This window comes from Pseudobutyrivibrio sp. OR37 (assembly GCF_900113655.1).
Classification (GTDB): Bacteria; Bacillota; Clostridia; order Lachnospirales; family Lachnospiraceae; genus Pseudobutyrivibrio.
This window is the reverse complement of the sequence record NZ_FOQF01000027.1, coordinates 18,214-43,007: the sequence shown is the minus strand read 5'-3', so window position 1 is coordinate 43,007 and position 24,794 is coordinate 18,214. Positions and strand designations below refer to the sequence as shown.

General features: G+C 38.0%; 27 protein-coding genes. 2 read left to right on the top strand and 25 right to left on the bottom strand.

Translation table 11 applies throughout. From position 1 onward, the window contains the following. Window positions 1–348: 348 nt before the first annotated feature. The 19 genes from recQ to BM097_RS12290 form a co-directional block, all read right to left on the bottom strand. Window positions 349–2,199 carry a DNA helicase RecQ gene (gene recQ, locus BM097_RS12380; RefSeq protein WP_090550359.1) on the bottom strand — a complete coding sequence of 617 codons (1,851 nt, stop codon included), beginning with the start codon at window positions 2,197–2,199 and terminating at the stop codon, window positions 349–351. A 12-nt stretch (window positions 2,200–2,211) separates the two neighbouring features. Then, a complete protein-coding gene (locus BM097_RS12375) occupies window positions 2,212–3,009 on the bottom strand; it encodes a hypothetical protein (RefSeq protein ID WP_090550354.1) in 798 nt (265 codons plus the stop codon). 615 nt (window positions 3,010–3,624) lie between these two features. Then, window positions 3,625–4,917 (bottom strand): hypothetical protein, encoded by a 1,293-nt coding sequence (locus BM097_RS12370; protein WP_090550350.1) that lies wholly within the window; start codon window positions 4,915–4,917, stop codon window positions 3,625–3,627. Between the two features lie 56 nt (window positions 4,918–4,973). Continuing rightward, window positions 4,974–6,581, bottom strand: coding sequence for a spermidine synthase (locus BM097_RS12365; RefSeq protein ID WP_090550346.1), 1,608 nt, complete (start codon window positions 6,579–6,581; stop codon window positions 4,974–4,976). Window positions 6,582–6,621: 40 nt separating this feature from the next. Then, a complete protein-coding gene (locus BM097_RS12360; protein ID WP_090550342.1) occupies window positions 6,622–7,011 on the bottom strand; it encodes a flavodoxin family protein in 390 nt (129 codons plus the stop codon). A gap of 217 nt (window positions 7,012–7,228) precedes the next feature. After that, the gene (locus BM097_RS12355; protein ID WP_090550338.1) at window positions 7,229–7,786 is read right to left on the bottom strand and encodes an alpha/beta hydrolase; all 558 of its coding nucleotides are present in this window, start codon (window positions 7,784–7,786) and stop codon (window positions 7,229–7,231) included. A 16-nt stretch (window positions 7,787–7,802) separates the two neighbouring features. After that, entirely contained in the window at window positions 7,803–8,105 is a 303-nt protein-coding gene (locus BM097_RS12350; protein WP_090550334.1) for a Dabb family protein, read from the bottom strand. Between the two features lie 82 nt (window positions 8,106–8,187). Then, entirely contained in the window at window positions 8,188–8,799 is a 612-nt protein-coding gene (locus tag BM097_RS12345; RefSeq protein ID WP_090550329.1) for a sugar O-acetyltransferase, read from the bottom strand. Between the two features lie 48 nt (window positions 8,800–8,847). Next, window positions 8,848–9,684 (bottom strand): LD-carboxypeptidase, encoded by an 837-nt coding sequence (locus BM097_RS12340; RefSeq protein ID WP_090550324.1) that lies wholly within the window; start codon window positions 9,682–9,684, stop codon window positions 8,848–8,850. A gap of 17 nt (window positions 9,685–9,701) precedes the next feature. Continuing rightward, entirely contained in the window at window positions 9,702–10,622 is a 921-nt protein-coding gene (locus BM097_RS12335) for a DMT family transporter (RefSeq protein ID WP_090550319.1), read from the bottom strand. An 86-nt stretch (window positions 10,623–10,708) separates the two neighbouring features. Beyond that, window positions 10,709–10,876 carry a maltose acetyltransferase domain-containing protein gene (locus BM097_RS16725; RefSeq protein WP_330389652.1) on the bottom strand — a complete coding sequence of 56 codons (168 nt, stop codon included), beginning with the start codon at window positions 10,874–10,876 and terminating at the stop codon, window positions 10,709–10,711. Window positions 10,877–11,204: 328 nt separating this feature from the next. Then, window positions 11,205–11,726 (bottom strand): P-loop NTPase family protein, encoded by a 522-nt coding sequence (locus BM097_RS12325; protein WP_090550315.1) that lies wholly within the window; start codon window positions 11,724–11,726, stop codon window positions 11,205–11,207. Window positions 11,727–11,781: 55 nt separating this feature from the next. Then, entirely contained in the window at window positions 11,782–12,264 is a 483-nt protein-coding gene (locus BM097_RS12320; protein ID WP_090550312.1) for an NUDIX hydrolase, read from the bottom strand. A gap of 10 nt (window positions 12,265–12,274) precedes the next feature. Then, complete coding sequence (locus BM097_RS12315) at window positions 12,275–12,496, bottom strand: hypothetical protein (RefSeq protein WP_090550308.1); 222 nt, start codon at window positions 12,494–12,496, stop codon at window positions 12,275–12,277. Window positions 12,497–12,646: 150 nt separating this feature from the next. Then, window positions 12,647–13,369: an AlkZ-related protein gene (locus BM097_RS12310; RefSeq protein ID WP_090550303.1), complete on the bottom strand. Its 723-nt coding sequence runs from the start codon at window positions 13,367–13,369 to the stop codon at window positions 12,647–12,649. Between the two features lie 18 nt (window positions 13,370–13,387). Then, complete coding sequence (locus BM097_RS12305; protein ID WP_090550298.1) at window positions 13,388–15,241, bottom strand: glycoside hydrolase family 3 protein; 1,854 nt, start codon at window positions 15,239–15,241, stop codon at window positions 13,388–13,390. Window positions 15,242–15,341: 100 nt separating this feature from the next. Continuing rightward, window positions 15,342–15,905, bottom strand: a complete 564-nt coding sequence (locus tag BM097_RS12300; protein ID WP_090550294.1) for a GNAT family N-acetyltransferase — start codon at window positions 15,903–15,905, stop codon at window positions 15,342–15,344. A gap of 82 nt (window positions 15,906–15,987) precedes the next feature. Beyond that, a complete protein-coding gene (locus BM097_RS12295; RefSeq protein WP_090550290.1) occupies window positions 15,988–16,758 on the bottom strand; it encodes a methyltransferase domain-containing protein in 771 nt (256 codons plus the stop codon). Between the two features lie 217 nt (window positions 16,759–16,975). Then, window positions 16,976–17,329, bottom strand: coding sequence for an arsenate reductase family protein (locus tag BM097_RS12290; protein WP_090550286.1), 354 nt, complete (start codon window positions 17,327–17,329; stop codon window positions 16,976–16,978). Between the two features lie 157 nt (window positions 17,330–17,486). Here BM097_RS12290 and BM097_RS12285 point away from each other — a divergent pair, with 157 nt between their 5' ends. Then, window positions 17,487–18,104, top strand: coding sequence for an HAD family hydrolase (locus BM097_RS12285; RefSeq protein WP_090550282.1), 618 nt, complete (start codon window positions 17,487–17,489; stop codon window positions 18,102–18,104). Window positions 18,105–18,119: 15 nt separating this feature from the next. After that, the gene (pgeF, locus tag BM097_RS12280) at window positions 18,120–18,941 is read left to right on the top strand and encodes a peptidoglycan editing factor PgeF (protein WP_090550279.1); all 822 of its coding nucleotides are present in this window, start codon (window positions 18,120–18,122) and stop codon (window positions 18,939–18,941) included. Between the two features lie 64 nt (window positions 18,942–19,005). Here the strand turns inward: pgeF and BM097_RS12275 are convergent, their stop codons facing one another. From BM097_RS12275 to BM097_RS12250, 6 genes are all read right to left on the bottom strand, one after another. Continuing rightward, window positions 19,006–19,803 (bottom strand): helix-turn-helix domain-containing protein, encoded by a 798-nt coding sequence (locus BM097_RS12275; protein ID WP_090550276.1) that lies wholly within the window; start codon window positions 19,801–19,803, stop codon window positions 19,006–19,008. Between the two features lie 732 nt (window positions 19,804–20,535). Then, window positions 20,536–21,321 carry a class I SAM-dependent methyltransferase gene (locus BM097_RS12270; protein ID WP_090550272.1) on the bottom strand — a complete coding sequence of 262 codons (786 nt, stop codon included), beginning with the start codon at window positions 21,319–21,321 and terminating at the stop codon, window positions 20,536–20,538. A gap of 12 nt (window positions 21,322–21,333) precedes the next feature. Beyond that, on the bottom strand, window positions 21,334–22,515 hold the full coding sequence (locus tag BM097_RS12265) for a MerR family transcriptional regulator (RefSeq protein ID WP_090550269.1): 1,182 nt from the start codon (window positions 22,513–22,515) through the stop codon (window positions 21,334–21,336). An 85-nt stretch (window positions 22,516–22,600) separates the two neighbouring features. Beyond that, entirely contained in the window at window positions 22,601–23,230 is a 630-nt protein-coding gene (locus tag BM097_RS12260) for a methylated-DNA--[protein]-cysteine S-methyltransferase (protein ID WP_090550264.1), read from the bottom strand. Window positions 23,231–23,241: 11 nt separating this feature from the next. Beyond that, window positions 23,242–23,913, bottom strand: a complete 672-nt coding sequence (locus BM097_RS12255; RefSeq protein WP_090550260.1) for a methyltransferase family protein — start codon at window positions 23,911–23,913, stop codon at window positions 23,242–23,244. Window positions 23,914–23,938: 25 nt separating this feature from the next. Beyond that, window positions 23,939–24,766, bottom strand: coding sequence for a deoxyribonuclease IV (locus tag BM097_RS12250; protein WP_090550256.1), 828 nt, complete (start codon window positions 24,764–24,766; stop codon window positions 23,939–23,941). Window positions 24,767–24,794 lie beyond the last annotated feature (28 nt).

The following is a 24,794-nucleotide window of genomic DNA, read 5'->3' as shown; positions in this document are numbered from 1 at the left end:
TGTATTATACCAAACATTGGAAGTTATGGCATATTTCATCTTTGGTTGGTAGATTTGTTCCAGCGTTTGGGTGCGGGTTACGGTAAAGCTGTTAAATTCTTTATTTTTAACGTATCCCATTTTTTTCTATTCTCGTCTGCATACATAAAATCTAGAATGGCATCACATTTTTCCGTAAATTCTTAGATGTCCACATTGTTGCTGTTACATAAGAATCATATGCTTTACTTGTTTTACCGTAGTATTCAATTTGGGCAAAGCAAATCACTACGACATTTTTCTTTAAGGAAGGCTTTTTTATGTATTTTTTAGTCCTTAATGTTTTTGCTCCTACGGTAAATCTGTTAATTAGCAGTCATTTTCATGTAAATTCATATTCTTAGAGCTGTTTCTGCTATATTCAACTATTGCGCCTATGAACTCATCTCCATATTTTTCAGCTTTCGCTTGGCCAACACCTGATACATCCAGGAACTCATCTATTGTCTTTGGACATTTATTAACCATGTCAACTAAAGTCTTATCGCTAAATACGATATAAGGAGGCATCCCCTCTTCTTTTGCTAATCTCAACCTAAGTTTTCTAAGCAACTCAAATAAAGTCTCATCTTTTTTATCTTTAATATTATTGCTAGGAGCTTTTTTCTTTACACTTTTGCACTGCTTTACATTATATGGCTCTGCTTGCTTCAATCTATCAATATTTCCCATTCGAAGAACACTATATTTACTATCTGTTTGAACAAGCAGGCCGTCACAAATCATTTGATTAATTAAAGTTCGCAGATTAACTTCTGTTTCATCCTTAAGCCGCCCATAAGACTTGTAATTTACAGCTCCAATATCTATTAGTTTTGAGCTTCTTGCGCCTCTAAGAGTTTTTATTACAACATTTATTCCGTAGCTTCCCTTTGTTTCGGCAACACAATTAATAACCCATTTTGCCTGTTCTTTCATATCAGCAACTTTGTATTCTCTACTGCAATTGCCACATTTATTACAATCCCCTTTTTTATTTTCACCAAAGTAGGTCAAAATATAGTCTCTTAAACAACTTGTTGTTTGACAATATTCAATCATAGATTTTAATCTCAACGAGTCATTATGCTTTACAAGCTCTACATCTTCGTGTGATACATTACTAAAATCCTTATTTTCAAGCAAAAACTTATTTATCACTATATCCTGGGATGAAAACAACAATGTACACTCAGCTTCTTCACCATCTCTACCAGCTCGTCCTGCTTCCTGATAATAGTTTTCAATGCTTTGTGGCATATTATAATGAATTACAAATCTAACATTAGATTTATCTATTCCCATTCCAAAAGCATTAGTTGCAACAATAATATCTTTTCTATCATAAATAAAGTCATCTTGATTCTTTTTTCTATTGCTATTGCTTAAACCAGCATGATACATAGTTGCATTAATGTCCGCCTTTATTAAAGCTTCGTATATTTTTTCTACATTTTTTCTTGTTGCGCAATATATAATGCCAGCCTGATTTTGATGTTGAAGTATGTAATCAACAATGTATTTCTCTTTTTTGGTGGTTGCTTCCACTCGATAATATAGATTAGTTCTATCATAGCCTGTACTAGTTATTTGCGGATTTATCAATTCTAATCTTTTAATAATGTCATTTTTAACAGCAGCAGTTGCCGTGGCTGTAAATCCGCTTACTACTGGTCTTTTGGGTAATCTTTTTACAAATTCTGAAATTCTAAGATAGCTTGGTCTAAAATCCTGGCCCCATTGTGAAAGACAATGGGCTTCATCTACTGTAACCATAGAAATGTTTAACGACCTGCAATATTCCCAAAATTTTACGTTATCTAATCTTTCTGGTGAAACATACATTATTTTGTATTTTCCAGCTGAAACATCTGCGAAAACTTTAGCTATTTCCAAATCTGTCAGATAAGAATTTATATAGCAGGCTTCTATCTGAGCGCTTTTTAGCGCCTTCACCTGATCTTGCATAAGTGATATTAATGGCGAAATCACAATTGTAATACCATCAAACATTAATGCTGGTATTTGATAACATATCGATTTACCTGCCCCAGTAGGCATAATTGCCAAACAATCATTTCCTTCTAAAATAGTATTGATGACAGATTCTTGACCTTCTCTAAAATCATCATAGCCATAATACTTCTTTAAAATACTTATAGGTTCATTTATATTATTCATTATTTCTCCCAACTAAACGCAATATTCCTTGATTTTCTTTTCTATTTCTTCTATGTCCAAAGGTCGTTCCATTGATTCCATTGAAAAGACAATGTTATTTCCTATCGTGTAGCCTGCCCTCTCATATTCTCTTAGCTTATTAAAGTTTTTAATTGCATACTCACCATCATCAATCATACCTAGATGTTCCCAATATATAGTTTTCCTTTTTCGAACATTCAATATTGCAAAATCTGGATAAATGACATTATCCTCTGAAAGCTTCAATTCAGGTTCGTATACATAATCTAAGCCATATTCATTAAAATAATCCGCTATAATCATTTCTGATTTAGATCTAACAAATTCTCCTCGTCGAGTTTTAAAGTTCCCCTTCTCGTAGAATTTATTTTGATTCCCAAGCATTTCACTTCGCCATCTGGATATGAACAGTCCATCTGTTTCCGCAAGGGGAACTATCACATTTTTTCTCTCCTCATTGTAGTTTTCATAAATATTGTTAATCTCTTTCACATCATAATTTTTAGCGAATGATTTTATTGATTTTTCAAGCTTCAATAAAAGCCTGTTTACTTTTTCTTCGTAATCACGTTGCAAATATTTGGTGTAATTCTTTACATCCTTCTTAGCTATATATTTTCGTTCACCATTAATTGCTTCATAATATTGATAGGTTCCATTACATTTGGAAATATATATATGTTTTTTAGGAACATCTTTATATTTAATCATATTTCTATTAGATTTTTTAAGCAGGTTCTGAATCTCTTCAAGCTGGTCAATTAATAGACTACTAATATCTTCAATCATCAAAATATCTCCTTGTCTCTCTTAAGTATCGAAAATGTATATTTAACATAACTGGTTTTGGGGATAAAATACGGAAATACTAAATACCACATTAGTTTTACCGTACACTGCCAGGTCGGCTGATATATAGGCATACGTAAAGAAATACATATACACTATGTTTCATGTAATAATTGATGCGTAACCGCTATTGCAGATTACATCTATTACCAATTATTAATTTTTGTAGATTTTAATTTGCGAAATTTACCTAAGAAATTTCAATATCGTCATCTTTTATGAAATAGGAATTATTAGATTGAAAAAATCATACGGAATACTAGACAAAAATTTGCGCTCTTACGTACTAAATTCACAGCTGTACATTAATAACGCTCTATTAATATACTTTCATGTATTCGTTTAGTCAAGATGTTTGTTATATTATATTGTATTTTTGATTAAACATGTTTTCTCATAACGTCGCATAACTGAATCCCCCGAAATCTAGCTTTACCCCTTAAAAACACAGCGAGACCACCAACTATTGCATTCACAGTAATCCTAAACTTCAAATTTCATAGAATTACTGGTGCAAATAGAGGTAGTCTCGATGCATTTATCTCTTTATAAAATTTACCAATGTGTTTTGTGCTCATCAATAACTTCATCGGTTTCCAGGTTGACTAGGTAGAAGCCCATTAGCTTGGCTTCGGATTGGCCTAGGGAATTGCCGTTTTCATCTAGAGGCTCTGCTTCTAGGACAAGCTCGATGCAGCTATTGCCGTTGTCGTCGTCCTTTGTGCCGTTGTCATAAAGGATGTATACGTAGTCATCGTCCTGGGCCACTGTACCCTTGACGTAACCCTTGGCCGTGTAGCCTAATTCCACAGCGAAATCGTCGATGACTCCGTCCTTCTGCAAATAGTTGCACAGCACAATCATTTTATTCATAATATCTAGCTCTGTTGGATATGAATCCTCGTAGTATTCATCCTCAGAATAATCGCTGTATTCCTCATAGCTGTCGCTGTAGTCATAAGCATCAGTTTCGTATTCATCACTGACTTCGGTTTCATCACTGCTAAGTCCGTACCAGAGGGCATCATTTGAGAAAACAACAGCAATCGCTATAACTATAGCAATTATTAGTTTTAATGGTTTATTTATCGGAGCCTGCAGGTCTAAGGATTTATTTCTTTTTACAAACATGCAGATAGAAATAACAATGCTCATAAAAATAATACCAAAACCCATTGCCTGCAAAATACCAAGTAATAAAATGGTTGTTTTAGAAAATCCATAGGCAATAAGCATTGTGTAATCTATACAAGCCACCATTAAAGCTATTATTACAATTACATATGCAAATAAAAGTCTAACGCCCTGTGGCTTTTTCTTTTCAGCCAAAAGCTTTTCCCTGTCTATTGAAGCTTCCTCAGAATCCAGCCATTCCTGCAATATTTTAAGAGCATTTGGCTGATAGTTGCCTGTGACCAGGCTAAGAGCTTCGCGGCATTTGGCTTTATCTCCCATCAAGGCACAGTTCATAGCCATATGAACGAGAAGCCTGTTTTTTAAGAATTTAGTTTTAAGCTTTGCTTTGTAATAAAGGAAGTAGTTAAAATCAAATTTTTCCTGGTCACTAAAATCATTATGCTTTTTAGAAAAATGATTATTAATGAGCGCCAAAATTCCACTACTCAAAACTAGGATTTCTAGTGCTATGTAAACATAAGCCGCTTTAACCAAATAGAGGCCAAAGAAATCTTTCTTTATAAACCAATAATAAACTAAAAACAGACTGGCTAAGCAATACAACAAAACAATTCTCCTGCTTAAGAGATATTTCTTTGCAAGCTCAACGCCTCGGCTATCTGTATTATATTCATCAATATTTATCGATTCATCATCAAACATATTATTCATTTTATGTGTTCACCATCTTTTCTTAATAGTAATTTTATTTAGTCATAAGATGTGCATTACAGCATATTTATAAGTCCTTCTAAACCCTGGTTTTTATAAATATCTTTGTAGTAGCCAACCTCTCCGGCAATCAACTCATCGATTATCTGCATTCCTAAAAGCTCCACTGGAGCCTTGTCGTCTGTCAGAATCAAATTCCCTGGTTGATAGCTGGTAAGATTCTCCTGAACCTTTGACATCATATAGATTAAATCATCATCAGTTTCAGCTGCAACCCCTGTAGCCAGCTTTTGTTCCATATCGTCATTCATGCTGGCGAACAGGATTCGATTTGTATTGTTCTGAACATTAGATGTCATTATGTAAGGAAAGACCTGGCCGATAGTATCTGCTAAATAATAGTTGATATTATTCTTTTCATCGCTTCGCATGTTAAGGTTGACCACCATCACGCCATTGTCAGTCAAATGATTCTTGACCAATGTAAAGAATTCAACGCTGGACATTTGGAATGGAATGGTTATGTCCTGATATGCATCAACCATTATTATGTCATATTTATCATCGATGACATTTAGATAAGCCCTGCCATCATAGGTTACAACAGGTACGTCCTTTGGGAGCTCGAAATATTTGTGGGCAAGAGATGTGATTTTCTCGTCAATTTCAACACCTGTTATTTCGACATTATCAAAATATCTTTCGCACTGAGTGGCGTAGGTGCCCGAGCCATTTCCAAGGATTAGTATCTTTGTTGGGGTGTCTTTTTTATCATTTCTGCCCATGTAGACGGCTGCCATTGCATGGTCGTAATAATATCCTGTTGGCCCCTTTTCCTTCGCATATACGGATTGAGTTCCGAACAAAACATTGGTAGATAATACCACCTGTTTGTCATTCTCGTAGACCTGCAAATAGTTGTAAATAGATTCGCCCTCGTAAGTAAGGTCAGTCTGCCAAAAAGCAAAGCTATTGCTGTGGCCAAGAAGGCAGCAGACTAAAAACAAAGCGATGCTAACAGGTACCCTCTTGGCTTTTAAAAAATTTACTTTTGAACTGGCGAAATAAATGACGCATAGGATTAGCAAAATACCAGCGAAAATCAGAAATGTAACAGCTGTTCCAACTGCTGGAATGCTGATGAAGGTTGGCACAAAGGTACCAATAATGCTTCCTATTGTGTTGCTGGCGTTAAGCTTTCCAACTACGCTTCCGCTGTCGTCTAAGCTATCTACGGAAAACTTTACCAGTGATGGTGTTACTGTTCCCAGCAAAAATAACGGAAATACGAATATCACCATGCAAGCAACAAAGCCTGCTATAACCAGAAAATTGTTGCTAACAGTAAAAATCAACAGCGCTGATATGCCAATGATTATGTATTTTCCTACAACAGGAATCGCGGCAATCCAAATAGCTGCAACGATTATGCGCATGTACAGCTTGTCAGGATTTGGATCCTTATCCGCCATTCGACCACCATATAGATTTCCCAGCGCCATGGCAATCATTATGGTGCCGATGATGATGGTCCAAACTATCTGTGATGAACTAAAATAAGGTGCAAGCAATCTGCTAGCACCTAATTCCACTGCCATAACTGACATTCCCGCAAAAAACTCCGTCAAATAGAGATATAACTTATTTCTAAGTATTGGTCTCATTACATTACCTCCTCAATGATGTCCCCAGCTTTGGCTATATTTAGAATTTAGTACCAAATTCTACAGCAGCCTTAAGCTCATTTGCCCCTGGCATATTTTTTGCATAGCAGGTTTCTTCAACAACCTCAATTCCTTTGGCCTTAAGCTCATTCTTTACAATATCAAGAGCATGCTTTGAAAGCCATGAGGTTGAGAAAACTGCGGCCTTCTTAACCTTGTTTGAATCTAATGTGTTGATAAAGCTTTTAAGCTTTTTATCTATTCCGTAAGCATATAAGCCACCGCCAATAAACAATGTGTCTACTGGTTCAGTGATCACTGCTGATCTATCATCTACAGACAATGCTGTGACACCTGCACCAGTTGCAATTGCCTCTGCCAATGCCTTTGTGTTACCACTTCTTGAATAATATCTAACTGCTTTACTCATTTTGAAACCTCCTTAATTCAAATTGTTCTTTTGTGAAAACAATAGCGCCTGCCTTGCTTCCCCAATTTAAGAAGAAATATGGATAATTGATTCCATCGGCAAACTGCCAGCGGAACTATTACATATCCTCTTGTTTGATAATAGTTGTGTACAATCGAATTGTATCAGGTTTATTATAAAAATCAAGAGTTTTTTCTAAATATTTTATCTAAGGTCCTTATAGTAACTTATTAACCATAGCCATCACTTTACTAAGATTTTCTATATCAACAGAAATGTTCCCTGTTTCAAGGGAATGATTTGCCCCAGGAATTACCACGTATGTGAGGGATAGCTCATCGCAAAGCTGTGTGCACATATCTGTATCGCAAAGTGGATCTGCATCGCCGTGGAACACAAAGCCCTCGCATGGATTAATGTAGGCAAATGTGGTTTCGATTGGTGTGAAGATGATTTGGTCGGCTTCAAGCTCATAGGTCATGTTGTATCTGGCTGCCAAGGCGGTGCCGATGCTTTTTCCTATGAAAACAACCCTTTCATAATCCGCAAATACGATATCTTTTAGCTGCTCTGTCACCTGTTCAAAAGCTGTGTCAAAGGCCTGCATTCTTTTTTCTTCATCAGCCTTGATTACTGAGCCTGGCTCTGGCAAAGCATACTTTACTTCTACCACTTCGTAGTCTTTATTGCTTGCAAGCTTTTTGGAATAATATAGAAGGGGCTTGTCAGTATGATAGCCTACTCCTGGAAAAATTACTGCTAACTTCTTGCTCATATTGCTCTCCGCCCTTCTATACCTCAAAATCAAGGCAGCTTCTGATTTTAGTGTAAGGTCTAACCTTTCCATCGGCTACTGCAACATGCTCTGGGTGAACTGCGTAGCCCTTTAAAGCCTCTTCATTTTCAAAAGTAGAATCAAGCATCAAATCAGCATTTGAGCTGGCAAGTCCGTTGATGTTAACCTTGATATCAATCATTCCAGGAATCTTTCCTGCAAGGCCTTCTAATCCTTCTTTAATACCAAGCTTTACCTGCTCCTTTTCTTCTGCTGAAAGCTCGTCCTTAAGTGTCCATAAAATAATGTGTTTTACCATGACAATTCTCCTTTTATCTATATACAATAGTTTCTAACCATCTTTGGGATGTCCCATGAATAAAATTATATTGCAAATCTTTCTACTTGTAATCTTCTACATCAAATTTTCTATCTTTAAAATAATAATCTCTGTCGTCCTCAGTGATTTCTCGCACTATCCTGCATGGATTTCCTACCGCAATTACGTTATCTGGAAGATCTTTGGTTACCACGCTTCCTCCACCGATGACTACGTTATTTCCAATTGTTACCCCCGGCATGATGCAGGTGTTTCCGCCAATCCATACGTTATCACCAATAGTGATGTCGATTCCATATTCGTAACCTGAATTGCGAGAATCAGGATGAATAGGATGACCGGCAGTGTAAATGGCAACGTTTGGTGCTATCTGGGCGTTGTCACCGATTTTGACCTTGGCCACATCTAGTATCACCAGGTTGTAGTTTGCAAAAAAGTTTTCGCCAACTTCGATGTTGTAGCCATAGTCGCAGTGGAAAGGGGCTTCAACATTGATTTCTTTGCCTGTTTTTCCGAGGATTTCTTTGATTAGCTTGTCCTTTCCAGCTGTGTCGCCTGGATTCATATTGTTGTACTTGAAAATCCTCTTTTTATTTTCCAATCGCTCTTCGCTAAGCCCGTCCATCCAAGCCTTGTATGGAAGATTAGCAAGCATTCTTTCTTTTTGGTTCATACGATATTAAACCTCCTCAATAATTATATGCCCAAAAGGCGCGTGTCTCTAACTTAGTTTTATTTTCTCACCAATAAAAATTGCCTTAGAATCAAATCCATGACCAATTTCTCTTGTTGAGGCAACTGGTAAATCTTCTCTAATATGCATTTTTAATAAATCATAAACTGTCAATTGAAGATTTTCCTTTTCATAATTTGTAAATGTGCCAAGTAACACTCCTGCCACTTCATCAAATACTCCAATTTGCTCAAGCTGTGCTAAGAGTGTTGCTATCTGGCCTGAGCCACCTCCATAGGATTCTAGTAGCAATATTTTTCCTTTCATATCAGGCCAATACTTTGTACCTGCAAGCTTAGTGAAGCATCTGATATTTCCTCCAACCACAACGCCCTCCATGACATTGTTCTGGAGAAAGGTATAGTTTATGTTGAATAGCTTGGCTTTATCTCCATCTATATATGCCTGAAATCTATCTTTCAACAATGGGTCATCTGAATAAACCATATTTTTCACTTGATATAATACAGAAGATTTACCTGTCATGGTATATATCGCATTTACGATAGTAGTTAAATCACTATAGCCCCAAAATGTCTTATTGGACTTAGCAATCACATCAAAATCTAGATATTTCAACACACCATTTGCTAAATCTCCGCCTGAAATATCATAAATAGATTCTATAGAATCATCCTTATAAAAACTCATTAGGTCAGCAGCCCTCTCTTTATCTGAGCCACTAAATTCATCAACCTTTGACATAATGTGAGGGGCTCTAACTGTTTCTATCCCCATACTATCAAGGACTTCTTCTAACTCATCTATTTGATATGCCCACTCATTACTGTGTCCATTTGAGCAAGCTGATAATCCCACTTTCATTTTCTAATTCTCCTAATTCAATTCGACATATTAACAATAAATATCCCAAGGCTCACAAGTACAAGCGCCACCAAGTATTTTAAAGTGATTGTCTGCCACTCAGACAAGAATATTGCCGAAAGGATTGCTCCAAAAATTGGATTCGTAAATCCGTATATGGTGACTGATGATACAGGGTTGTGCTTAAGTAGCACGCCCCAGATGGAATATGCCACTGATGATATCAAAGCCATATAAATAATGAGTGGAATTCCGGCAGGGGATGTCATGTGAAGTCTACCACCTGCCAAAAAACCTACCAATATCATAACAATTCCACCAATTATGAACTGATAACCACTTAAGGTTACTGGATTTTCTTTGATGGAATACTCCTTGATAAGCACTGATGAAATGGCATATGATACTGATGCTACAAGGATGAAGCCTTCGCCATTGATTGCAAAACCCTCACCAATGTTTCCGCCAGCAAGACTCACAATAGTTACACCTACAGCTCCAAGCACGCAGCCTACCATCTTATTGGTAGTGAGTTTTTCCTGTTTCCTCACAAGGGAAGCCATCAGGATTGCAAAGAAAGTGCTCATGCCATTAATAATGGATGACTTCACTCCTGATGCGTGTGCAAGTCCCATGTAGAAAAAGAAATATTGAAGGACAGTTTGGAAAATGCTGAGCCTACAGACCATTCCCCAAGACTGCTTTTTAGGATACAATAACTTTTTCTGTAATAAGCTGCCAAAAACAATCGCCAAAATTCCTGCTAAGAAAAATCTGATTCCCGCGAAAAGTATCTGTGACATGCTATCACCAGCGCCTATTTCAAAGAGCCTATATCCTATTTTAATGCTTGGAAATGCGCTACCCCAAAGCAGGCAACATACAATTGCCAAGAAGCATACCACTATTTTATTTTTAAGTAGATTCTTATTTTCCATTTACTTCGTTTATACGATATAGTCGTCTACATCAAACTTTCTATCTTTGTAATAATAATCCCTGTCAGCTTCTGTGATTTTCCTCACTACCTTACAAGGATTTCCTTTATAAGCTTATCCTTTTCCTCCTGCTTATCAGGCTCCAGGTTATTATACTTAAATATCTTCTTTTTATTTTCCATGCGCTCTTCACTGAGTCCATCAAGCCATGCCTTATATGGAAGATTCGCAAGCATTCTTTCTTTTTGGTTCATATTTTTCTCTTATAGGAATTATTATGATATTTATTCATCATTTACGGTAAATCCTAGTAATCTACTATAAATACCGTAGTGATTATTCTTGCTTATACTCTATTTACGGAATAAATACATTTCTTCCATTTTTTTACCGTAGACTATTCTAGTTTTAGATGCAATTCTTATAGGTTACCTACGGCAAAATTCATAATAACCAATAGTTCTTCCGTAATTATACTCATAAAAACTCTTTTCTCTCCTAAAAATCTACGTAATAATCTTATATATTACTTAATTTTTCCGTAATCGCCCTGTTCCTATATTCTGGCATAATTAAATATCTCTACTGAAGTAAATGTTCTATTACATCCTCATAATTTTTTTCAATTAAATTTACTTTCTCCCCAGCGTTCTGGTATCCTGAAATAACCTGTCTATTATCGGCCTTAAGTCTTTCAATAGTGCAATCACTATCATCCAGCCTGGTCTCAACATCAGAAGCATGAGCCTTTATCTCATCAAAATGAGAATCTATGTACTCATCTGTCATGGCTAAGCAGATAAATGCAATCTCCTGTATATACTGCTCATCAAAATCCTTCCTCCAATGAAAAGGTACATAGCATCCTTCAATGATAAGATTCTGCTGGTTCTCTATGGCAGTCTTAATCATCTCCCTGACAATAGGCCATAGATATCCTACAAGCTGTTCATCATCCTCCGGTGTTAGCTCTGTGTTCCCACTTCTAATCAATCCCATTTTCAAATGGTCAATTGATACATAGGGATATTTATATTTTTCCAGCATCCTCTGTGCCAAAACAGTTTTCCCCACATGAGATGCACCTGTAATTATTATAACCATTAATACTCCTAACGCTTTATAAAAAGCTGCATGTCATATTCGTCTTTACCATTTTCTACAAATCTAGCGCTTTTAAAGCTTCATACTCCCTGCGGTAAAGGCCATAAAGTGCAATATCAGTATGGTGGTACTTCTCATACTCACCAAAAATCTCTTTAGCCTCCTCAACAGGAAGCCATACATGCTTGTAATTTGCATTCTTTTCAGCTTCTGTAAGATTAAGCACTCCTGTATCCTCTACAAACTCGCAGATAAAGTAGTGATTAAAATGCTGCCAAACATCAAATAATTCTTCTATTTCTAAGTAGTAATCTTTAGGTTTTACAACAATTCCTGTTTCTTCACGTAATTCGCGGACACAACATTCTTCTAGTGATTCATCCCCTTCAACTCCTCCACCTGGAAGCATATAGTTATCACATTTCTCTACATAACTTAAAAGAATTTTGCCATCCTTTATCACAATACCTCTGCAGGCATGTCTCATTATATCCACATGACCTTGGTAGTCCTCATTGATTAGTTTTAACTTTTTCATGTGTTACTCCTTATTTTTTACTCATAACAAATATTCTTCGTGTTTCCTCGTCTTCCCCATCCCAAGCGAAATATGTTACTTCTTCAACATTAAAGAACTGACTAAAAATCTCCGACCATTCCTCATCTATTCTTGAGGTCATTCTGAGAATTCCATTTACATACATTTCATTCCCATTTTTGAATTCTATTTTTTTCTCTGGCTTACTGACAGGCTCAGCATAAAAATTCATAGCAATAACAATTTTCGCATCCTTGGTAGTTATTCTTGCAAAATTCTAGTGCTTCTTTGTAAGTATTATTCATTATTCTGCCCACTTTTGGATTCTGGTCTGACTAATCCAATCAGTATAATTTCCTAAAAGACCATGCAGGAGATAAAATCACTTGATTATTTTTTTAATCTGCTTCTCTGTAGCTATAGGATAAATATCTCTTATATGATCAGCTATAGCTTCTTTTGAGGCAGATGGATTCTCTTTATATCTACTCCTTACATGGTCATAGCCAAAGAGGTTTTCTGGTGTTGCATATATAGCAATTGGCCATCCATAGGCTTCGCCCTGTTTGTTCTTGCGCTGACGGAAATCTTTTACCGTAAGATATGTCTTCATCTGAAGGTCGGTGATTGTACCATCAAAGCCCTTCTCTCCACCTTTACCAAAGCCTGCCAGCTTTTTAATTTCGTTGGAATAGAGCTCATCATTCTCTTCAAATAAATCCATTATCTTTTTCTGTCTGCGAGAAGCTTTGCCATCCTCCCAAAGAGAATCAAAATCATAGCCATCACGTCTATAATTTGCAAAATATGGGAGCCATTCTTTAGAAATAAAGCCTGCCTTCTTGTCAAAGAATTTGCCATAAGCAACTTCTCCACGGCGGGCAATAATCTCTCGCCACTCCCAAGGGTCAACCTCGGCGTCACCGCTCCACCAATACTCAGGAACAGTTCGTTCCTCCAGCGAAAAGCCAGGAATCTCATTCTTAAATAAAGGCAAAAAACCAATCTCATTAATATATGCAATTGCATCATCCACGGTATGAAGGCACTCTGGGTCATCCCACTCTACCCCATACATTATCCAGGTTCCGTTTTCGTTTGGCATAAATCCCCTCTCCACTCACTACTGCATCGCACTCCAGCCAGCTTCGTGCCAGCATTTTCCAGTTCCAATCTCATCAACAGACGAGTAGTATGGCATCGGAAGTGTTCCTGATGGGCTAGCATCTCCAGTTAGCACATCTGCCACTGCATCGCCACCTTCCGAACCTGGGAGGTAACACATAATACACGAATCCCAGTCATCCAAATAATCATTAATTAGTACATTTCTTCCTGCCATGATTATTGTGGTGGTTGGCTTTCCAGATGCCTTAGCTTCTTCTATCGCTTTTTCATTTCCAGACAATGCCATGTCACCTACAATAGATAAATCCTCTGTATCACCTATCCACTCAGCATATGGCTTCTCTCCAACACAAAGCAGCACCATATCGCACTCATCTATCTTTTTAGGGTCTGTGATTATTTCAAAACCTTTATTATCAGCTACTGCCTGAAGAGCTTCCAAAACAGATAGTGCATCAGGAAGCATACGCTGGCCCACATCACTGTCGGTTGAGCCTTGCCAGAAGTAAGTCCATCCGCCACACATAACACCAGTATCTGCTGCAGCTGGCCCTGTCACATAGACCTTCATTCCTTTTTCAATAGTCATATGTTTGCCCACCTTCAAAGGTACAAAGGATTTTACTGCCAGCTCTCGCGCTACTTCATGGGAACGTGCACTTCCAAAATCATATGTAGGATTGAAATTTTCTATATATGGGTCATCAAAGAGCCCTGCGTCCTTCTTAACTTTTATGATTCTTGTGACCGCGTCGTTCACGCGCTCTTCGCTGATAGAACCCTCATTGACAGCCTCCACAAAGTAGCCTCTGCACTCCTCATAGTGATCTGCTTCCATAAGCATATCCAGTCCTGCGTTAATACAAAGAATTACATTTTCTTTCAAATCAGCACCTGAACAATTCTCAATAGAATCCCAGTCAGAAAGAATGAAGCCTTCGAATCCCAACTCATTTTTTAGATAGCTAAGATACTTTTCATTTTCATGCATCTTTGTGCCCATCAAAGATGAGTGAGAAACCATGATAGACTGCACCCCTGTATTTACCAGACTTTCATAGACAGATAGCTGTGCATCTATCTCCTCCTGGGTCATATCTGCATCGCCGCGGTCGATTAATCTTTCAGTGTTACCTGAATACTCTCCTGTTCCATAGGCTGTATAACCGCCACCAAAGAAATGCTTGGCACAAACCACCACGCCTTCAGACAAAAGTCCTTCTGCATAGGCTGTGGAAAGATTCTTGATAATCTCATTGTCATCTGAAAAACACTCATAAGTCCTGCCCCATCTAGGGTCTTGGGCTGCATCCACGCATGGTGAAAAATTCAAAAGCATGCCTGTGTGCACAATATCTGATCCAACAAGAGTTCCATAATCTTTTGTAAGCTCTGGGTCATTTGCTGCGCCGATATTAATATTCTGTGGGAAGATTACAGAACCATATGCGAAGTTCACTCCATGGACACTATCCTGCCCATAGATATATGGAATCCCGGACTCCGAAGAAAGCGCACTGCTCTGATACTGGCTAACGATTTCATACCATTCTTCTGCTGTGGGATTAGGAAGCTCCTCGAATTTTGAAAGAACTGAACCATAGTCATGCTCTTTCATGTCATCATAATCAACATTATAAAAAGCTCCCTGCACCATCTGGGCAGCCTTCTGCTCCAGTGTAAGTGATGCCACTATCTCTTCTGCAGACATATCCTTGTATTTATCAAGGGCGCTTGTGTCTGTTTTTTCTGCTGATTCCTGCTGAGTAGTGTTTGTCTGTGTAGCATTACCACAAGATGTCAGTAGCATGGTTGCCACAAATAGTAATGCAACAATTCTCTTTTTCATTATTCTTCCCCCATTTGTTAAAAGCGACTAGACCACCAATACTTTTACTCCCTAACAACTGATGAATGACTATATATATAAAACTCTTATACCTTGAAAGTTAGTTATCTAATCTACTACTATACAACTGTTTCCACTCTTCTTTAGTCATGAGATTAACAATATTGGTCCTAACCTCATTTAAAAGTGACACCTTAACATTTTCATCTGTTCTATTATACTTGAATCCAAGCTTTTCTTGAACACGTTTTGATTTTTCATTTCCTTCAAAATATCCACACCAAACCTTTGAAACATTTAAATCTTCGAATGCTCTTTTTAAAAGATGTGTGCAGGCTTCAGGCATAATCCCAAGGCCCCAGTAAGGCTTTCCCAGCCAATAGCCTAGCTCGCACTCATCCTTATTTTCATAATGAAACATCAAATCAGCAGTGCCGATTGGCTCCCCTGTCTCCTTCAAGCAAATGGCATAATTTTCAGGATTCGTAAATACGTTATTAATCACGTTGATGCTTTCTTCTATTGTCTTATGGGCAGGCCATCCACAAGGGCTTCCAACCTCTTTTTCTTTTGCCATACTAAATAAAACCTCTGCATCGTCCTCGTTCCAATGGCGAAAGCCTAATCTTTCTGTCTCAAATAAATATTCAGTGTTTGTTCTCATGTCGTTATCCTCCTGCGCAATTTTTGTTAAACAATAGGCAGGTGTTACTGCACCTGCCTATTACAATCATTTTCAAGTAAAATTATATTTTCTTAGCAACTATTAGATATCTGTGAATGGTTCCTTCTACAAAACCATCCCTGTCAATTATTTCCTGCATTTTTAAAAGCTTATCAAAGCATTTTTCTACAGAGAACTCTGGGAACTCCCACTCAATGATGTGGGCGAACCACACAAAAGCTCCTATATCGTAAAAACGAATTGGTCTGTAAACCTCTTCTGCTCTAAGAATTTCAAAGCCTTCGTCCTGGAATTTCTTATGCTGGATAGCAAGCTCTAATTCTGGAAATGGCTTTGGAAAATCTGGAAGTACCATCTCCACCAGGTCTCTGTCATTATTAGCTCCTACCTGCTCAGTGATGAACAAACCACCTTGGTGCAGCAATCGCTTTGCTTCCTTTGCATCAAAATCACCATGTCGATTGATAAGCATGTCAAAAGATTCATCTTCAAATGGAACATTTTTAGCATCATCGCACGCTCTAAAATCTATTCCAAGAGGAAGTAATGTCTCCTTGCAAAGCTCTACATTTGGTGGATATCCTTCTGTTGCTGCTGTATTTTCGTATGGGTGCTTCAGTGAAAGCAGGAACTCACCACCACCTGTGTCAAAATCCATAAGCTGCATATTGTCAGTCAAGTTTTCCCTGATAATAGCCTCGTAGTCCCAAGGCAAATCATCTTCCTCCTCATATCTACCGTGGATATGCGAAAAATCCCATCCATGAATATGAGCAATTTTCTCCTCAGCTTCCCATTCTTTTCTTAATTCATTTATTCTATCTGTGTTCATATCTGCTCCTTTTCAAATACTTTTTAGTCATTTCCCATTTTTATATTTGTAGGTGCAGCTATGTGACAGCAATTAAAATCCTAATTAACCTCGGTACAACCTGCTGTCAGCATTATAACTGCACCGAGTAATTGTCTCGTTTTCTCATCATTGCCTCACTTATTAGATTTTGAGTTTTAATGATTATAACCAAAACTATAGCTATAAGCAATACTAATTATTTAAGATTTTCCTGCCATTCAGCTTCCTTAAAGCCCAACAATACAAAGCTGTCTCCTATGACTAGTGGGCGCTTTACAAGCATTCCGTCTGAAGCTAAAAGATTCAGCTGGTCGTCCTCGCTCATATCAGGAAGCTTCTTTGAAAGCTCCATCCCTCTATAAAGCTGACCGCTGGTGTTAAAGAATTTCTTAAGAGGCTGTCCACTCTTTTCGTAAGCTGATTTTATAGTAGCTTTGTCTGGATTGCTCCCCTTAATATCTATTAGCTGATATTTGATTTTATTATCATCAAGCCACTTCAGTGCCTTTTTGCAGGTTGTGCATCTTTCGTAACAATATACTTTAATCATAATCCTAGCCCTCCTAATAGCTTTAGTATACTAAACCTTATTATTGTTGCATAGCAGAAAACAGAACTCTTCCATTGCATTTGTTTTTCCCAGCTGATTTTGCTAGACTTACAAATGGATTTTCTAAAAATAATCCCCAAAGAAAAGAGGTTACGAAATGATTAAAACTATTATTTTTGATATTGGTGGAGTTCTCATTGGCTATGACTGGACTGCCTATATGATGAAGGAGTTCAACGGCGATGAAAAGCTGGTTGAAAGAATAAAGGAAAACGTATTTGGAAATCACAAATGGGATGAGGTTGACAGAGGTGTTTTAACTAACGATGAATTGCTTGCATCCTTCACAAAGGATGCTCCTGACATCAAGGATGAAATCACTCATTTCTGGGAGACCTGCGGCAATGCTTTATGGCAGTTTGATTTTACAAAGGACTGGATTAAGGCGCTTAAGTCTCGTGGCTATCAGGTACTTTTCCTTTCAAACTGGTCATATCATCTGAAGGAACAGGCTGCCAAGCAGCTAGATTTCTTGCCATTATTAGATGGTGGTGTTTTTTCCTGCGAGGAAAAGCTTATCAAGCCTGACCATGCCATCTACCAGCGCATTTTAGAAAAGTACAATCTAAAAGCTGATGAATGTGTATTTATCGATGATTCCGAACGCAATGTCATAGGGGCCAGGGAGTGTGGACTATATGCTGTGCACGCTAAGGATAGAAACCATGATATTGCAGTTGCAGGATTAGAAGAACTTTTACAACAGGAAGCTTAGGGAGCAATAGTACTTATGAATTTAGAGACTCGAAATAATGTATCTTTTTTAACTTTTAATTCATTTAAGGCATCTGGTGTTAAGCACGGCTTTTCCACTAGAATCGGCGGTGTCAGTGAAGGCGTGTTTGACTCGCTAAATCTTGGCTTTAACCGCGGCGATTCAGATGAGAACGTGCGCGAAAACTATCACAGAATCGCCTCTGCCCTTGATATGAATTATGAGCGCATGTGTCTGTCAAAGCAGACTCACACTACAAACGTAATCATTGTGGATGAGAAGGATGCTGGAAATGGATTAACAAAACCTTTGCCATACGATGATGTGGACGGATTAATCACAAATGTAAAGGACATGCCGCTAGTTACCTTTTATGCTGACTGCGTTCCGCTATTCTTCTATGATCCTGTAAAGGAAGTGGTGGCCTTGTCTCATTCAGGCTGGCGCGGAACTGTTGGCAAAATTGGAAAAGTGACAATCGAAAAAATGCACGATGCCTTCGGTTGCGAACCTTCTGATATTTTATGTGGAATTGCACCTAGTATCTGCAAGAATTGCTATGAAGTTAGTGCTGATGTGGCAGAAGAATTTATAAAAGCCTTTGGTGAATCTCATAAGCCTGAGCTGCTTCGCCCATCCATCTTTAATCCAGACGACAAAGACAAATATATGCTGGATTTGTGGGCAGCCTGCCGCTTAGTATTCCTAGAGGCTGGCATACCAGATGAACATATCGAAATTACGAATTACTGCACTCGCTGCAATCCAAAGCTTTTCTATTCTCATAGAATTATGGGTGCTAATAGAGGAAGCTTGGCGGCGTTTATATCTTTATAAATATTCAAAATGCATCCCCAAAACATTATTGCTAATTGGGGATGCATTTATCCTAATTTCACCACTACATATACATTGCAAATTTTGATAGCACTTTATCATCATCTGAATTAACCAGATGATTTGCAATCTTTTTCAATGGTTTACGTCCTAAAAAACACGCTGCTTTTGAAAGCTTTGATACATTATCTGATTCAATTGCCATGTCTACAATCTTATCCAACGACTCATTTGATAAAAAAGGTGCCAAGGCATGTACTCCATCAAGATTATCTACATTTAATGACGAAACAACATTATCTAAAGCCTCTTCTGGCATAAAAGGTGCTAATGCTACTAAATCGTGAATATTAGATTCCGCAATCCTATTTGAGATATCTATCATAGTTTTATCTGATAAATATGGAGCCAATGGCACTAGTTCCTTTACGTTAGCCGTATCTACTTTACCTACAATTTCATCTAGAATTTCGTCATCCAAATATGGGGCTAGTCCCACTATTGCCTTGATATTAAGCTTCTCATTTGCCGATGTTTTCTTTATCTCTTTAGAAATCTCCTTAGGTGGCAGTATAGGCGCCACATCCGTAAGCTCCCTAGATGATAATGGTTCTGAATCGTTATCAAGAATTTTTGCTACAGTATTTGCGGTGCTTTCTTCTCCAAGGATGCTTGCAATTTCAATATCTAATGCTTTAGATATTTCTGGCAGCTTTGCTATATCTGGCATTGTATTGCCTCGCTCCCAGTTTGAAACTGCCTGATAGCTAACCCCAAGAATATCTGCCAATTCAAGCTGAGTCATATTTTTTTCTGTTCTAGCAGCCTTAATATTCTTACCAACTTTTTTCATATCCAACATATTTATTTCCGCCTTTCCGTTTAAGTAATTTAGTTTATGCCGGCCAGCAATTTATTATGCTAATATGTTACCGAATATCCCTCAAAATGTATATCAAGCAATAATTGAGTTAATAATTAAAAGAACTCAAGTCAAACCTCATAGAATTATTGTGGCTAATAGAGGAAGCCTGGCGGCGTTTATATCTCTGTAAATCTCGAATTTGTCTAACCTGTAATAAATTTCTGTCATAATGCATCCCTAATAGGCATTTTATGTTTTTGGGATGCATGAAAAAATTTTCATTTTGAAGTCATGCATCCCATATGCACTTTTTTCTATTTTGGGATGCATGACTTTCATTGTTTTGGCAATTTTCCTGCTAATTATTCACCAAGTAACAGCTCTAAATAATTAAAAATGCATCCCATAATGCATTATTTCCAATTTGGGATGCATTCATCATATTCACTGTGCATCCCAAACACTATTTTTTATCAAATGGGATGCATTGTTAAAATTTTATAATCATCCCAAAATTCCATTTCCTACATTCGGGATGCATTGGACAGTATTTCTAGTGCTAATTCAATATCTCTGCTGCTTTATTCATCAAACTCAGGCATATGAAGTGATTTAAAGCAGGCTCTCCATTAAGATTTTTAAGTAAAGCAGTGTTTTTATAAAACAATTACAAAATCACTGTATGTAGTCTTCTTATCCAAACTAAATCCTTACATATTTCTACTATTATCAGCTAGCAATGAACATGCCATATTCCTTAGGCAAATCCACTACTCCATCTATTGCGTGATACTTTATTATCTCCCTTATTTTTTCAAGCGGAACTTCATTTAGCATCTTCAGTGATGACAGGCTGCTTAGATATGTTACCAAATCATCAATGTCTGTTATGTGAAGAGAGTCATCATACAATCTTGCCTCTATATCTGAGAAAGCACTTTGCAGCTTACTCTTTCCATTTTGCATAGTGAAATTATAGTTAGGCGTGAAAGATTCCCATCCTAGCTTAAACCACTTGGCAATCTCCTCCATAAAATTATTCTCTCCTAGTGTGGCGCAGTAGAATCTCCCGTCACCCTTAAGAACTCTGCGCACCTCACTGAGTCCTTTACCTAAATCTGGAACATGATAGAGCATGGAATTGGCAATTATTATGTCAAAAGAGCCATCCTCAAATGGTAAATCCTGAATATCTGCAAGCTGATATTTGACGTTACTTGACTTGCCAAGATTGGCTTCGGCAGTTTCAAGCATCCCCTGTAATAAATCTGTCAGAACCAGACTATCAAGCTCTGCTATTATATCGTCATGCCCTATCCAAAGGCTTCCTGTGCCACATCCAATCTCTAAAACCTTCATTCCTTTTCTAAAATCAAAATTAGAAAATATCCAATTACCGTATCCCAGCTTATTGGTAGAATACTTGTCGTGAAAGGATATCCTTGTATCCAAACCCGCTGATGTTTTGTACTGCTCTTTCACTGCGGCAGCATCATTTGAACTTCCTATCTGCATAACATCCCCCTATTATTTAAAACAATGATAAAACACACTATCCATATCCACAGTAACTGGACCGTCTTTAAGAACTACTCTATCAAAATATTCCTCGATTTTATTCCTGTTATCTTCTAGATACTTTTTCCCTTCCGAATATTTTTTGAGCATTCTATCGAAGAGGGCCTCAGCACTTTCAAATATGAGCGGACATGGCAATGATATTTTTTCAAATCTCTCAAAATGCTCTGAGAGAAGGACTTCAAAATCAGTATCCATCTGTCTTCTCTCTGCGCGCTTTTTCAAGGCAAACTGCTTATCTACCCCCACTTCATCTAATACCTTTTCCCAGAAGTTGTATTCTTTTGCAGCCTCGCCATAGTGATTAACGGAAAACATCCCACCTTTTGCAAGAACCTGAGCCACATTTGTGATAAAAGTCTTTTCATCATTTAGATACGATAAAAGGTAATGAGCAATAATCTTAGAATACTTCTTTGCCTTAATCTTTTCCCAGGTCTCGCTCTTTTCAAGGTTGCTAAAAATCACCTGAATATCAGACCCTTTTGGAAGTGAAGCTCGATTTTCATTAAGATATTCATATAAATCATCAGCCCAATTTCCATGTATGTCGTAGCCTTCCACGCTGAAATTTGAAGGGATGCGTTTCCAATTCTTTCTCCACAAAAGACCATAGCTACAGCCAAGATCAAGGACCGTATCCGATTCCTTGAAAGACATAGAATTGAAAATTTTTTCGTACCACTCTATTCCGTCAGCTGCGTGATCTGCGGCATACCATCTTCGCTCATCTGCGCCTTGGCTCATTTCCATCTTCTTTATAATGTCCGCGATATCATCCCAGTCAGGATTCTCGTCGAATCTGGCAAGTGCTGATTTGATGCACCCTGCAGACTTTTGAAGCTCATAAATCTTTTGATTCATCATTTCAAGCTGATTTTCAAGTAATTCCTTTATGGCACTCATATCATCATTTTCTAGATTGGTTTTAATCTCTTCCAAGCTAAATCCAATATGCTTGAGTGCTATGATTTTTTCCAGAATAATAAGTGAGTTCTTATCATAGAGTTTGTAGTTTCCTTCGGAAATATCAACAGGCTTTAGAAGTCCTTTCTCATCGTATATACGGAGTGCCTTAGGTGATACCCCTGCCTGCTTTGCAATTTCCCCTGTTGTCATTTTTTCTTTCATAATGCCCTCCATTTCGTATGTGTTTTCTTGTTGAGTCTTATGTTAAGGGCTGCCCCAAGGGCAAGGTCAACACCTTTTTTGAAATTTATTCAATTTCCATTCCATACTTATCCAAGTCAACTTTTCCGTTTTGAACAACGATTCCATCAGCCTCCAATAGCTCCTTCTGAGCCCAGGCTCCGCCGAATACATACTCTCCTGCCAGCTCGCCTTTGGAATTTACTACTCGATAGCAAGGAATGTTTTCAAAATCGGGATTTTTATGTAGGGCATTTCCTACAGCACGGCTCATTTTTGGATTGCCCGCCATAGCTGCCACCTGACCATAGGTTGCTACTTTGCCCTGTGGAATGCGTTTAACTGCTTCGTATATACGTTTTGTAGGAGAATCGGTCACAAGGTCATAGCTTTCTGCAATCATACGTTTAACATCATCATCTGGGATGCTTCCATCCAAGATTACTGTGTTCCAATGCTCCTTGTTTTGGTGATATCCAGGAAGCACCGCATCATAGGTGCGTCTCCAGAAATCTCTCCACTCCGGGTCGCATTTCAGATTCAAACAAATCTGCCCATCCTTTTCGTAGGACCAAAGGAAGGCCTTTTTACTAGGCTTCACTCTAACTAGCTGCCAGTTCGGGTCGTGAAATGGCGCCTCCTGATATGTATATGGAAATGTAAGGCCGTAGCTTAACGCTTCTTCTCTGGTTTTCATTAATCCCCCTCTTACCACACAAATGGAATAATCCTATATTTTACCCGCTCTTTATACTGCTTGTATCCATCAAGGCCATCTTCTAGTACCTGTTCCTCGTTTCGAATGCGCCTTGCAATGATTGGAAGATATACAAGCATTATTACAAATGAAAATATTGAGCCTAGAATGATTGGCATAGATAAGAATAGCAGAACTGTTGCCATATACATAGGATGGCGGACGATTCCATAAAGGCCTGTATCTACCACCTTTTGGCCTTCCTGAACCTCAATAGTTCTCGAAAGATATTCATTTTCCCTAAGTACTTCGGCATACAGCGCATAGGCTAAAAGAAACAACACAGTGCCTAAAATCGTCACCCATGCTGGCAGCACTAGCCACGAAAATCTGAAATTTAAACCTGCAATTATGAATGAAGATAAAAACATCAAACCACTGAACAAAACCACCTCTTTTTGCTCTAACTGTTCTTCCTTTGCATTAAGTCGCTTTCGCAAAAGAGATGGATTTTTCTTCATTAGAATCAAACCTGCTACAAACATAGGGATAAAAAGCACTGCCATAAAAAGCCACGCCTGCCAAAAGGCAAAGCTTCCTGCCGCTGGAAAAAGCAATAATCCCACTAAGAGCACGCCTGAAAAAAATTTAATCAGTGCGGAAATCAACAATTTTTTTGTCATAACTCGCCCCCCAATCTGCTTTTACCTACATCCAACTATTTACAATTGCTATTTCTTCTTTATATCCCGCATCATCATTTGGTGTTTCCAAAATAAATGGAAGATTCTGCAGAACTGGATGTGTTGCAATTCGCTTCATTGCATCCATTCCAATGCAGCCTTGACCTAGCTTCTCGTGGCGGTCCTTTGCTGCACCGCATTCATTTTTACTGTCGTTGAAATGTATCGCCTTTAATCTATCCAAGCCTATGATTTTATCAAACTGTGTAAGTACCCCGTCAAGGTCATTTACAATATCGTAGCCACCATCCCAAACATGGCAGGTATCAAGGCAAACACCAAGCTTATCACTAAGTGTGGTGCGGTCAATAATCTCTTTTAATTCCTCAAAAGTTTTGCCTACCTCCGAGCCTTTGCCAGCCATAGTCTCTAAGAGTACTGTGGTGTGCATTTCAGGGAAAAGTGATTGATTCAAGCCATCTGCAATCTGCTGAATTCCTGTTTCTGCGCCCTGGCCTGTGTGAGAACCTGGATGGAAATTGTAATATTGATTTGGAACCTGTTCCATTCTCTGCAAATCCTGCTTAAGCATATCAAGTGCATTGGCTCTAGTCTCGGGCTTTGCCGAGCAAAGATTCATGGTGTAGCTGGCATGAGCCACAAGGGTACCAAACTTTTCTTTTTTAAGGATTTCCTGAAGTTTTTCAACATCTGCTGGCTCAATATCCTTTGCTTTTCCACCACGTGGATTTCTTGTAAACCAGGCAAATGTATTTCCTCCAAAATCTACCATCTGGCGTCCCATCGCCTCATATCCGTTTGTCACCGATAAGTGACAGCCTATATATATCATTAAAAATCTCCTTACTAGTCATATTTTT